This window comes from Aurantimonas aggregata (assembly GCF_010500835.1).
GTDB classification, from domain to species: Bacteria; Pseudomonadota; Alphaproteobacteria; order Rhizobiales; family Rhizobiaceae; genus Aurantimonas; species Aurantimonas aggregata.
Genome location: NZ_JAAAMJ010000003.1, coordinates 193,256 through 205,750, shown reverse-complemented (window position 1 = coordinate 205,750; position 12,495 = coordinate 193,256). Strand labels below are relative to the sequence as shown.

Below are 12,495 nucleotides of genomic sequence, written 5' to 3'. Positions count from 1 at the left end.
CGCATCTTGTTGAGGACGGCATCATTGGTGCCGTGTTCGGCCAAAGCACGTCCCCCGCTCTTGTGCCGAATATAAGAGCGATCCGGTCCTCTTCCCCCTCTCCGGGACCGTCGCTCGTTGAAAGCGAGAGAGTCGTTGCGGTGTATCCCCCTCCAGGCCGCGGCGGCTCTCTTTGCTTTGGGATCACTTCATTCCAGGCATTTGTGATCTTCGGAACTACTAGGCCTTTGGGCCTGCGGGTGCCGTTCGGCGCCGACCTCGGCGTCGCGAAATGACGGCTGATGTCGCCGCTCGCCCTTGATCACGGCGCACCGGCTCCTCTAGGCATTGGCATCCGCTCGCGCTGCCCGCTCTTTGCGTGGCGGCCAGCGTTCACCGCCGCCTTCCAAGGATCCGCGCCATGCCCAAGCTCGACAGTGTCCTCGCCTGGCTCGACCTCAATCTCGACCGGTCGGTCGAGCGCCTGAACGACCTTCTGCGGATCCCGTCCATCTCCACCGATCCGGCCTATGCCGCCGATTGCCGGCGCGCGGCGGAATACTTGGCCGGCGACCTGTCGGCGATCGGCTTCGACGCCGCCGTGCGCGACACGCCGGGCCATCCGATGGTCGTCGCCCATCACGCCGGCCCCGACGGTGCGGCGCACGTCCTCTTCTATGGCCATTACGACGTCCAGCCGGTCGACCCGGTCGCGCTCTGGGATACCGATCCATTCGAGCCCCGCGTCGTCACCATGCCCGACGGCTCGAAGCGGATCGTCGCCCGCGGCGCCGCCGACGACAAGGGTCAGCTGATGACCTTCATCGAAGCCTGCCGCGCCTTCAAGGCGGAGACCGGCGGTCTGCCCTGCAAGGTCACGATCTTTCTCGAGGGCGAGGAGGAATCCGGCTCGCCCTCGCTGCGCCCGTTCCTCGAGACCAACCGATCCGAGCTCACAGCCGACGTCGCGCTGGTCTGCGATACCAACATGTGGAACCGCGAGACGCCGGCGATCTCGACCGGCCTGCGCGGCATGGTCGGCGAGGAGGTCACGATCAAGGCGGCCAGCCGGGACCTGCATTCGGGCTATTACGGCGGCGCGGCCCAGAACCCGGTGCGGGTGCTGGCGAAGATCCTCGCCGACATCCACGATGCCGACGGTCGGGTGACCATCCCTGGCTTCTACGACGGCGTCGACGAACTGCCGGACTCGGTCCGCGCGATCTGGGACGGGCTCGGCTTTTCCGAGACGGACTTCCTCGGCGAGGTCGGCCTGTCGGTGCCGGCCGGCGAGAAGGATCGCTCGGTGCTGGAGCAGGTCTGGTCGCGGCCGACGGCCGAATTCAACGGCATCGAGGGCGGCTATACCGGCGAGGGCTTCAAGACGGTGATTGCCGCCGAAGCGCATGCCAAGATCTCGTTCCGCCTGGTCTCGCGGCAGGATCCCGAGGCCATCCGCGCCGCCTTCCGCCAGTTCGTCACCGAGCGCCTGCCGGCCGACTGCACGGCCGAGTTCGAGGACCATGGCGGGTCGCCGGCGATCCAGATGCCCTTCGACTCGCCCTGGCTCGGGGCGGCGAAGACGGCGCTCTCGGACGAATGGCCGAAGCCGGCGGTGATGATCGCCATGGGCGGCTCGATCCCGGTAGTCGGCGAGTTCAAGGAACTGCTCGGCATGGAGTCGCTGCTGATCGGCTTCGGTCTCGGCGACGACGCCATCCATTCGCCGAACGAGAAGTACGAGATGTCGTCCTACCACAAGGGCCAGCGCTCCTGGGCGCGGGTGCTGGCGGCGCTGGGCGGCGGGCCGCGTTAAGGAAGGCTTAACGGATTGCCGCCAATCTGACTTATGAGGGGTGCCGCACTTTCCCTGGGCGTGATTCGTCCGACGGGGAAGCGGGGTTAGACGGAAGGGCGCGGCGCCGAGGGGGTTGCCGCGCCCTTCTGCGTTTACGGTGGCCCGGATCGCGTCGCTGTTGTCGCGGCGCAACGCTCCCACGCAAACATCGAACACCGCCGCCAGAGCGACCAATCCTTGATTGTCGATTCATAAATTTCCCGTATGAACGGAGGGCATCACGCGTCCTGCCGGCTTGACTGGCGACTGAAGAGACGCGGAAGGCTGGAGTATCAGGACATGCGTATTCTTACCGCCGCCGCGGGCCTCGCCCTACTGCTCGGCACGAGCCTTGGCGCGGCCGCTGCGGACGTCTATGCGCCCTACGATCCGAACCCGGCGCCGCCGGCGCCCGCGGCCTTCGATTACGGCGACACCGATCTCGTCATCTTCCTCGGTATCGGCGGGACCGTCACGCCGCAGTATGACGGCGCCGACGACTACGAACTGAGTCCCCGGCCGATCATCAATGTCGAGTATCTGAGCATCCCAGGTATCGGCGCCTTCGGTGGCAAGGATGGCCTCGGCTTCTCGATCGGTCCCTCCTTCGGCTATGTCGGCGAGCGCGACGCCTCGGATTTCGATGGCCTGGACGGACTTGACGACGTCGACGACACCTACGAGCTGGGCGTGAGAGCCGGCTACGAATGGGACCATGCCGAAATCTACGGTGCCGTGCGCTACGCCTTCGGCGGCGCTGACGGTGTCGTCGGCGATATCGGCGCCAACCTGATTTCCCGGCCGACCGAGCGCCTTGTCCTCAAGGCCGGCCCGACCGCCAGCTTCGCGTCCAGCGACTACATGGACGCCTATTTCGGCGTGACGACGTCGGAATCCTTCAACACCGGTGGCCGGCTGGAGCCCTATGATCCCGATGGCGGCTTCAAGAGCGTCGGCGTCGCGGCGTCGGCCCGCTACGAGGTCTACACCGACTGGTTCGTCGACGCCGACGCTTCCTATGCGCGGCTGATCGGCGACGCCAAGGATTCGCCGATCGTCGAGGCGGGCGACGCCAACCAGTTCACCTTCGGCCTCGGCGTCTCGAAGCGCTTCTCGCTCGACCTCTGGTAGGCGCGGCGCTCGCCGCATCGGCAGCAAACCGCCGGTCCATGCCCCGCCGCATTGCTTAACGCCCCGTTAATTCGCCGCATTTAGGCTCCACCCCGACGATCGTTTCGCCGCTTCGACCAAGGGCGGCGATGCAGGCGGTGCCGACTTCCCCGGAAGGCCGGCCCGCCGGGGGATCGAGTGGGGACAGGGCTGCCGGGCATGCCGGCTTGCCCTTCGGACAAGGGCTGCAGATGGCTGCGAAACGGCACGAGCGAATCGAACCGACCTTTTCCGGGCCGGCCGACGACGAGTTCCGGATCAGCGCCGACGACCGCGCCGTGCCGCCCGCCGCCAACGACATTCGCCGCAAGTCATCGCGCAAGAACGCCAAGGCCGGCGCCGCTTCCGGCAGCCGGAACGCCGCGCGCCGCGGCCGCTCCTCCGGTTCCGGCGGTGCAGGCGGCGGCCGGCGCCGGCGCAGCTTCATCGGTCACCTGTTCCGCCTGTTCGTCCTCGTCGGCATGGTCGGCGGCCTCGCCGTCGCCGGCCTCGTCGGCTACGTCGCCGTCAAGCTGCCGCAGGAAGCCTGGGCGATCCCGGACCGGCCGCCCAACGTCAAGATCGTCTCGGTCGCTGGCGAGGTCCTCGCTAATCGCGGCCTGACCGGCGGCAAGGCCGTCGCCCTCGACGAGATCAGCCCCTACGTGCCCCAGGCGGTGATCGCCATCGAGGACCGGCGGTTCTACGACCATTACGGCATCGACCCGGTCGGCATCGTCCGCGCCTTCTTCGAGAACATGGCTGCCGGCGAGACCGTGCAGGGGGGCTCGACGCTGACCCAGCAGCTAGCGAAGAACATCTTCCTCAGCCCCGAGCAGTCCATGGAGCGCAAGCTCCAGGAGGCGGTGCTGGCGCTCTGGCTGGAGCACCAGTTCACCAAGGACCAGATCCTCGAGATGTATCTCAACCGGGTCTATTTCGGCTCGGGCGCCACCGGCATCGAGGCGGCGGCGGGACGCTATTACGACAAGCCGGCGTCCGAACTCGACCTCGCCGAGGCGGCACTGCTCGCGGGCCTCCTCAAGGCGCCCTCGCGACTGTCCCCGGCTCGCGACCCGGAGGCCGCCAAGGCCCGCGCCGAAGTCGTGCTTTCGGCGATGCGCGAGACGGGCTTCATCGACGACGTTGCGCTGGCCGATGCGAGGGCGCAGAAGCCGACCAGCGCGCGCAGCTACTGGAACGGCGCCGAGCATTACGCCGCCGACGTCGTCATGCGCGATATCCTCGACCTCGTCGGGCAGGTGAAGGAGGACGTGATCGTCGAGACGACGATCGATCTCGGCCTCGAGCGGGCCGCCGAGAAGGCGATCCGCGCCACCGTCGACGGTGCCAAGCAGAATGTCAGCCAGGGCGCGCTCGTCGCCCTCGACGGAACCGGCGCGATCCGGGCCATGGTCGGCGGGAGGGATTACGCCCAGAGCCAGTTCAACCGTGCCGTGGATGCCAAGCGCCAGCCGGGCTCGACCTTCAAGCCGTTCGTCTATGCCGCCGCGATCGAGGCAGGCTGGCGCCCGGAGACGATGATCGAGGACGGACCGGTCCAGATCGGCAACTGGTCGCCGCAGAACTACGACAACCGCTTCCGCGGTCCGGTTACGCTCGCCGACGCGCTGCGCCAGTCGCTGAACACCGTCGCCGCCAAGCTGGTCGAGGCCGTCGGCGCGCCGGCCGTCATCGAGATGGCCAGCCGGCTGGGGATCGGGTCGGCGCTGGTCGAGAATGCCTCGATCGCGCTCGGCACGTCGGAAGTTTCGTTGCTGGAACTGACCGGCGCCTTCGCGCCGTTCGCCAATGGCGGCTACCGGGCGACGCCGCATCTGGTCAACCGCGTCACCTCGGAGGACGGCAAGGTGCTGTGGGAACGCGGCGCCGAGGTCCCGCCGATCCTCGTTTCCGCCGAGGTGGTGGGGATGATGAACGCGATGATGACCCAGGTCGTGGCAGCCGGCACCGGCCAGCGCGCCGCGATCGAGGGCTGGCAGGCCGCTGGCAAGACCGGCACGACCCAGGATTTCAAGGATGCCTGGTTCGTCGGCTACACGGCCAATCTGATCACCGGCGTCTGGCTCGGCAACGACAACGGCGCCAACATGCAGAAGGTCACCGGCGGCACGCTGCCGGCGCAGGCCTGGCACGCCTTCATGGTCGCCGCGCATGAAGGTCTGCCGGCGACGCCGCTGCCGGGCGATTACCGCATCGGCGAACAGGAAGCCCCGCTGACGGCCGACAGCGGCTACGGCGAAGGCGGCTACTACGATCCGGCATCGCCGGACAGCGGCTATTACTACGATGGCCAGGGAGGCGCTCCGGTGCCGCCGGGCGACATCCCGCGCGGCGCGATCATCAGCGACGGTCCGCCACCACCGGGCCTGACCGTGGAGGGCCGCGTCGGTAGCGGCGGGAGATCAAGCGACGAGTCGCTGTTCCGTCGCATCTTCGGCGGCTAGGAAAGAATGAAATCTGGCGCCGGACGCAATTTGGCCCCGCCGGCAGGACCGGCAGGGCCAAAATCACGTTGTGATCGGTGAAGCGTCGCGGTGCGTCAGAGGACGCCGATAAGCGACAGCACGATGGCGACCACGACGACCAGCCCGACGATATAAATGATACTGTTCATGACGGTACTCCAGTTGCGAGGACCCCGCTCAGGCTGGCCTGGCCACCCGTTTTGGGATCATATGGTCGGTAAAGGGCACGAGAACGGTTGCGGTTCCCTACCGTTGTCGCATTCCCGGGATTCGGGCCGATCGCTGTGGGCCTGCTCACGAAACCGCGACCGTCCGCCTTGCGCGCCCAAATGCCGGTTCATATATAGCCGCCAGCCCCGCAGAGCCTGATTGTTCAACGGTTTTGGCCCGGCGGTGTATCCAAGAATTCTGGGGGCCGCCCTTGGCGGAATGCCTCTTAGAGGGTCCCGGGCGGCTCGCTCGCAAAGGAGAATGCTCATGGCGAAGGTAATCGGTATCGACCTTGGCACCACCAATTCCTGTGTCTCGGTCATGGATGGCAAGACGGCCAAGGTGATCGAGAACGCCGAAGGCGCGCGCACGACGCCGTCGATGGTCGCGTTCACGGACGACGGCGAACGACTGGTCGGCCAGCCGGCCAAGCGCCAGGCGGTGACCAATCCGGAGAACACGCTTTTCGCGATCAAGCGCCTGATCGGCCGGACCTTCCAGGATCCGACCACGCAGAAAGACAAGGGCATGGTCCCTTATCAGATCGTGCGCGCCGACAATGGCGATGCCTGGGTCGAGGCCGAGGGGACGAAATATTCGCCCTCGCAGATCTCCGCCATGATCCTGCAGAAGATGAAGGAAACCGCCGAGGCCTATCTCGGCGAAAAGGTCGACAAGGCGGTCATCACCGTCCCGGCCTACTTCAACGACGCCCAGCGCCAGGCCACCAAGGATGCCGGCAAGATCGCCGGCCTCGAGGTGATGCGCATCATCAACGAGCCGACGGCCGCGGCCCTCGCCTACGGCCTCGACAAGAACGACGGCAAGACCATCGCGGTCTATGACCTCGGCGGCGGCACGTTCGACGTGTCGGTGCTCGAGATCGGCGACGGCGTGTTCGAGGTGAAGTCGACCAATGGCGACACCTTCCTCGGCGGCGAGGATTTCGACATGCGCCTCGTCGACTACCTCGCGTCCGAGTTCAAGAAGGACCAGGGCATCGACCTGAAGAACGACAAGCTCGCGCTGCAGCGCCTCAAGGAAGCGGCCGAGAAGGCCAAGATCGAGCTGTCCTCGGCCTCGCAGACCGAGATCAACCTGCCGTTCATCACCGCCGACGCCTCCGGGCCGAAGCACCTGACGATGAAGCTGACGCGCTCGAAGTTCGAGAGCCTGGTCGATGACCTCGTGCAGCGTACGGTCGAGCCCTGCAAGGCGGCGCTTCGCGATGCCGGCCTGTCGGCCGCGGACATCGACGAAGTCGTGCTGGTCGGCGGCATGACCCGCATGCCGAAGGTCCAGGAGACGGTGAAGAACCTGTTCGGCAAGGAGCCGCACAAGGGCGTCAACCCGGACGAGGTCGTCGCCATGGGCGCGGCCATCCAGGCCGGCGTGCTGCAGGGCGACGTCAAGGACGTGCTGCTGCTCGACGTGACGCCGCTGTCGCTCGGCATCGAGACGCTGGGCGGCGTGTTCACCCGCCTGATCGATCGCAACACCACGATCCCGACCAAGAAGAGCCAGGTGTTCTCGACCGCCGAGGACAACCAGAACGCCGTGACCATCCAGGTCTACCAGGGCGAGCGCGAGATGGCCGCCGACAACAAGTCGCTCGGCCGCTTCAACCTCGAGGGCATTCCGCCCGCACCCCGCGGCGTGCCGCAGATCGAGGTCACCTTCGACATCGACGCCAACGGCATCGTCAACGTGTCGGCCAAGGACAAGGGCACCAACAAGGAGCAGCGGATCACCATCCAGGCTTCCGGTGGTCTGTCGGACGCCGACATCGAGCAGATGGTGAAGGACGCCGAGGCCAACGCCGAGACCGACAAGGCGCGTCGCGCCACCGTCGAGGCGCGCAACCAGGGCGAAAGCCTGCTGCATTCGGCCGAGAAGTCCTTGGCCGACTATGGCGACAAGGTCTCCGCGGATGACCGCGCGTCGATCCAGACGGCGATCGACGAGCTGCGCGCCGAGCTGCAGAACGAGGCGGCCGATGCCGACTCGATCCGCGCCAAGAGCGACCGGCTGGCCGAAGTCTCGATGAAGCTCGGCCAGGCGATGTACGAGGCCGCGCAGGCCGGCGACGCCGCTGGCGAAGCGGGCGGCGAGGACACGAGTGCATCGGGCAAGGACGACGTGGTCGACGCCGACTTCGAGGAAGTCGACGACGAGGACCGCAAGAAGTCGGCCTGACGCTTCAGACCACAGCGAGACAGACGAAAGCCCCGGCGGACCAAACCGCCGGGGCTTTTTTAATGGCCGCGGCGTTGCGGCACCCACCCTCGTGGCTACTGCGCTGTTAACGGAGTTTTCACCTTCCGCTTGCACGGTGGGGGGCCGGTCGTGCCAATGGACAGCGTTTCCACGTCGGGCTTTCGCGTATCGCGCTGCCCCGCATCGGACCGGAGCGTGCCGTGTACTTTCGCCTGTTCGACTGCTGGCGCCTTGTCGCTGCCATCCTTATCATGGCGTATCATTTCCTGTTCGCGGCACCCTATGGGGCCGAGGCCGGCACGGAGTTCCTCCACCGGTTGCTGCCGCTGCTCGACATGTTCTTCATGATCTCCGGCTTCTTCATCACCACGCGCTACGGCGGCGAGCTGCGGGACGTCGCCGACTATCGCGGCTTCCTGCGGCGGCGGATCGCCCGGCTCTATCCGCTGCACGTCATCGTCACGCTGTTCTTCGTCGCGGTGGCTCTGCTGGCGATGATCGCCGGCGCCGACAACTATCCATGGCGCCAGGAGCTGGAAGCGATGCCGCTGCATCTCCTGGCTATCCACGCGCTGGGAACCACCGACCATCTGGCGCTCAACTTCGTTTCCTGGTCGGTCAGTGCCGAAATCTTCTGCTACGCGGCGTTTCCGCTGATCATCGTCGCGATGCGATGGAAGGGGCTGCCGGGTCTCGGCCTCCTGACCCTCGGCTGGATCGCCGCGCTCGAGATGGCGTCGCAGTGGGGCGTCTTTCCGTCCGGCCACTGGACGACCGCCGACACAATGGGCGCCTACCGGGCCTTCGCCGATTTCTGCATCGGCGCCTGCATCGCCGGGGTCGTCGCCCGGCGGGCGCTTGACATTCGATCGCACCTTCCGGGCCTTGCCCTGCTCGCCGGAGCGCTCGCCGCGATGATCTGGCAACTGCCGACCTATCTCGTGCTGGCGCTGCTCGCCTTCTCGCTGAGCGCGACGGCGCTGGCGGAGACCGCCCGGCCGAATTCCACCGCCGCGCTGCGCTTCGCCATGCCGGTGACCCGCGTCTCTTTCGGCATCTATCTCTGGCACCCGGTGATGGAGTTCCTGTTCCTTACCGTCATCTGGACCCGCTGGCTCGAGCCCGCCGGCATCGTCGACTTCTACGTCTTCTGGCTGCTGCCGATGGCGGCGACGCTGGCGGTGGCGATGCTGTCGGATCGCTATCTGGAGAAGCGCTTCGGCGCCCTGATCGCCGGCCCGCGGCCGCGGCCGGCTTGCGAAGCGCGGCTGGCTTCCGCCTGAAGCCGCCCGATTCCATTCCGGCTGCCGCTATGGTAACCCCCGGCGGCCATTCCTACATGCTGGGCTTGCGACGAAAGGCGTCACCGGCGCCGTCGTCTGCTGCGTCCCAGCCCGCCGAACAAACGATGGAAGCGTGAATGAAGGCCGATTACTACGAGATGCTCGGCGTGTCCCGCGAGGTCGACGAAAAGGGACTCAAGGTCGCATTTCGCAAGCTCGCGATGCAGCATCATCCCGACAAGAACCCCGGTGACGCTGCGGCGGAAGTGAAGTTCAAGGAACTTGCCGAGGCCTACGAGGTCCTCAAGGATCCGCAGAAACGTGCCGCCTATGACCGCTTCGGCCATGCCGCGTTCCAGAACGGCGGCGGCGCCGGCGGCTTCCGCGGCGATTTCGGCTCTTCCATGGCCGACATCTTCGACGACATCTTCGGCGAGATGATGGGCGGACGCGCCCGCGGCGGCCGCAGCGCCGGCGGCTCGGGCCGCGAGCGCGGCTCGGACCTGCGCTACAACATGGAGATCTCCCTGGAGGAGGCCTTCGGTGGCAAGACGGCCGAGATCAGCGTCCCCACCACCATCCAGTGCGACGAGTGCACCGGCTCGGGCGCCCGCCCGGGCACCAGCCCGCAGACCTGCCCGACCTGCGGCGGCGTCGGCCGGGTTCGTGCCGCGCAAGGTTTCTTCTCGATCGAGCGCACGTGCCCGAACTGCGAGGGCCGTGGCCAGGTCATCGCCGATCCCTGCCGCAAATGCGGCGGCGACGGACGGCTGCCGGAAGAGCGCAAGCTGTCGGTGAACATTCCGGCCGGCATCGAGGACGGCACCCGCATCCGCCTAGCCGGCGAGGGCGAGGCGGGCCTGCGCGGTGGGCCGGCGGGCGACCTCTACATCTTCCTGTCGGTGCGGCCGCACGAGTTCTTCCAGCGCGACGGGGCCGATCTGTTCTGCAAGGCGCCGATGTCGATGATTACCGCCGCCCTGGGCGGGCATTTCGACGTCAACACGCTGGATGGCGCGACGACGCGGGTCAAGGTTCCGGAGGGCACCCAGACCGGCAAGCAGTTCCGCGTCCGCGGCAAGGGCATGCCGGTGCTGCGTTCGACGCAGGTTGGGGACCTGTTCATCCAGGTGACGATCGAGACGCCGCAGAACCTTTCTCGTCGCCAGCGCGAACTGCTGGAGGAGTTCGAGGAGTTGTCCTCTTCGGAAACCTCGCCGCAGTCGAACGGATTCTTCGCCCGCATGAAGGAATTCTTCGAGGGGTTGAGCGAGACCTGAGCTGCGCCATGTGCTGATGATATCCCCTGTGGTGGCGCTGTCGTGAATCCGTAACAGTGCTGGGCGACACAGGGGGCGGGGCAGAGGCTCCGCAGCAAGGGAGTATCGCGAGTGTTGGTAACGCCTGAGCCGCGGCTTCCGCAGCGGACCCGACCGCGCCGGAAGGTCAGCGACGAAGCCCGGTTCTTCAGGGGATGGCTGCAGCGCCCGCTGGTGATGGGGGCGGTCTCGCCATCCTCGCGCAGCCTGGGCCGCGCCATGGCCGCCTATGTTCCCGATCCGTCAGGCTTCGACGAAACCTCGCTCGTCCTGGAACTTGGCCCCGGCACGGGGGTCGTCACCAAGTGCCTGATCGAGCACGGCGTCCCCGAATCAGCACTGGTCCTCGTCGAATACTCGCAGGAATTCTGCGTTCTCCTGCGCGCGCGCTTTCCGGCCGCCCGGGTTATCCAAGGCGATGCCTACGCCGTCCACGAGACGCTGCGCGACGTGTTGAAGGGCCGGCGGCTCGAGGCGGTGATCTCCGGCCTGCCGCTGTTCACCAAGCCTGACGCCAAGCGCGAAGAGGTCGTCGGCGGCGCGCTGCGCCAGATGCCGGCGGGCGCTCCCTTCATCCAGTTCTCCTACGCGCTGACCGTTCCGGTAAAGCCCGAGCGTATCGGCGCCCGGCTCGAAACCAGTCCATGGGTGAAACGCAACCTCCCGCCGGCACGGGTGTTGGTCTACCGCTCGGCAGAGGGACAGCCGGCAGCAGCCAAACCAAAGGCGGGACGGACATGGCGACGAATGGCGAAGTGAGAGACGGCGGCGGGAGCGACTGGGCACGCTTCCTTGCCACGTGGGTGAAGCATCCGGTCAAGATGGGCGCCGTCGCGCCGTCGAGCCCGTCCTATTGCGCGATGATGGTCCGACACGCCACCACGTCGCTGGACGGACCGATCCTCGAGCTCGGACCCGGGCTCGGCGTCGTCACCCGCGCCATGCTCAGCGCCGGCGTCGCGCCGGAGCGGATCACCTCGATCGAATACGATGCCGAGTTTGCCCGCGAGCTGAAGCAGCGCTTTCCCAAGGTGAACATCATCCAGGGCGATGGCTTCGACCTCGACAAGACGCTTGGCGCACGCCGCGACGAGAAATTCGCCGCTATCCTCTTCGCCATCCCGATCATCAGCTTTTCACAGGCGAAGCGTCAGGCGCTGTTCACCGACTATTTCTCGCGGCTGCTGCCCGGCGGCAATCTCACCCAGCTGTCCTATCTCTGGAAGCCGCCGGTCGAGCCGGTGAAGGGCGTATTCACGGTCCGGCACTCGCCGATCGTCTGGAGCAACATTCCGCCGGCGAGAGTCTGGGTCTACGACGAGGACCAGAGCGCCCCGGCAAGGGCCGCAACGCATTGACCGTCAACATCCTCGTCGTTCCGGGCTCGCTGCGGCTGGCATCGCACAATCGCCGGCTGGCTGCCGAGGCGACGCGGATGCTGGCGCTCTCCGACGCCGTGGTGACGCTGCTCGACCTCGGCGACTATCCGCTGCCGATCTATGACGGCGACCACGAGGAGGAACAGGGCGTGCCGCAGAACGCCGTCCTCCTGGCGCAGCGCATCGCCGCCCAGGATGGACTGCTGCTGGTCAGCCCCGAATACAACCACTCGCTGACGCCGCTGATCAAGAACACGATCGACTGGGTCAGCCGGGTGCGCAAGGTGCAGGGCCGCCCGATCCAGCCCTTCAAGGGCATCGTCGCGGGCCTGGCATCGACCTCGACGGGTCGCTTCGGCGGCATGCGCGGCCTGGAAGCGCTGCGCATCGTCATGCGGGCGCTGAACGCCGAAGTTCTGACCGAGCAATGCACCGTGCCCAATGCTGCCGCGAGTTTCGACGAGACCGGCCGGCTCGCCGACGACGTCGCCCGCACCGCGCTCGAGGCCCTGGTCGACAAGCTTCTCGACACGTCCCGCAGCCTCGGTCGCCACGCCTGAGACCATACCAGCGTATGCGAGGGCGGGCGGTGACGGAACCGGCTGCCATGCTATAGGGTGGTCCCGGGCAACA

9 protein-coding genes are annotated in these 12,495 nt (G+C 66.9%); all 9 read left to right on the top strand.

Annotation, left to right across the window (positions count from 1 at the left end):
- The first annotated feature begins 400 nt into the window (after nucleotides 1-400).
- The 9 genes from GTW51_RS07155 (at nucleotide 401) to GTW51_RS07115 (ending at nucleotide 12,422) form a co-directional block, all read left to right on the top strand.
- The gene (locus GTW51_RS07155; protein WP_163043209.1) at nucleotides 401-1,795 is read left to right on the top strand and encodes a M20/M25/M40 family metallo-hydrolase; all 1,395 of its coding nucleotides are present in this window, start codon (nucleotides 401-403) and stop codon (nucleotides 1,793-1,795) included.
- 321 nt (nucleotides 1,796-2,116) lie between these two features.
- Nucleotides 2,117-2,947 carry a MipA/OmpV family protein gene (locus tag GTW51_RS07150; RefSeq protein ID WP_163043208.1) on the top strand — a complete coding sequence of 277 codons (831 nt, stop codon included), beginning with the start codon at nucleotides 2,117-2,119 and terminating at the stop codon, nucleotides 2,945-2,947.
- 230 nt (nucleotides 2,948-3,177) lie between these two features.
- Nucleotides 3,178-5,433, top strand: a complete 2,256-nt coding sequence (locus tag GTW51_RS07145; RefSeq protein ID WP_163043207.1) for a transglycosylase domain-containing protein — start codon at nucleotides 3,178-3,180, stop codon at nucleotides 5,431-5,433.
- 498 nt (nucleotides 5,434-5,931) lie between these two features.
- Entirely contained in the window at nucleotides 5,932-7,860 is a 1,929-nt protein-coding gene (dnaK, locus tag GTW51_RS07140) for a molecular chaperone DnaK (protein ID WP_246232728.1), read from the top strand.
- A gap of 221 nt (nucleotides 7,861-8,081) precedes the next feature.
- Nucleotides 8,082-9,164: an acyltransferase family protein gene (locus GTW51_RS07135; protein WP_343033942.1), complete on the top strand. Its 1,083-nt coding sequence runs from the start codon at nucleotides 8,082-8,084 to the stop codon at nucleotides 9,162-9,164.
- A 137-nt stretch (nucleotides 9,165-9,301) separates the two neighbouring features.
- Nucleotides 9,302-10,444, top strand: a complete 1,143-nt coding sequence (gene dnaJ / locus GTW51_RS07130) for a molecular chaperone DnaJ (RefSeq protein ID WP_163043205.1) — start codon at nucleotides 9,302-9,304, stop codon at nucleotides 10,442-10,444.
- A gap of 111 nt (nucleotides 10,445-10,555) precedes the next feature.
- On the top strand, nucleotides 10,556-11,242 hold the full coding sequence (locus GTW51_RS07125) for a class I SAM-dependent methyltransferase (RefSeq protein WP_343033941.1): 687 nt from the start codon (nucleotides 10,556-10,558) through the stop codon (nucleotides 11,240-11,242).
- On the top strand, nucleotides 11,221-11,841 hold the full coding sequence (locus tag GTW51_RS07120) for a class I SAM-dependent methyltransferase (RefSeq protein ID WP_163043204.1): 621 nt from the start codon (nucleotides 11,221-11,223) through the stop codon (nucleotides 11,839-11,841). The genes GTW51_RS07125 and GTW51_RS07120 overlap by 22 nt, the downstream gene beginning before the upstream one ends.
- The gene (locus GTW51_RS07115; RefSeq protein ID WP_163043203.1) at nucleotides 11,838-12,422 is read left to right on the top strand and encodes an NADPH-dependent FMN reductase; all 585 of its coding nucleotides are present in this window, start codon (nucleotides 11,838-11,840) and stop codon (nucleotides 12,420-12,422) included. Before GTW51_RS07120 ends, GTW51_RS07115 begins: the two co-directional genes overlap by 4 nt.
- Nucleotides 12,423-12,495 lie beyond the last annotated feature (73 nt).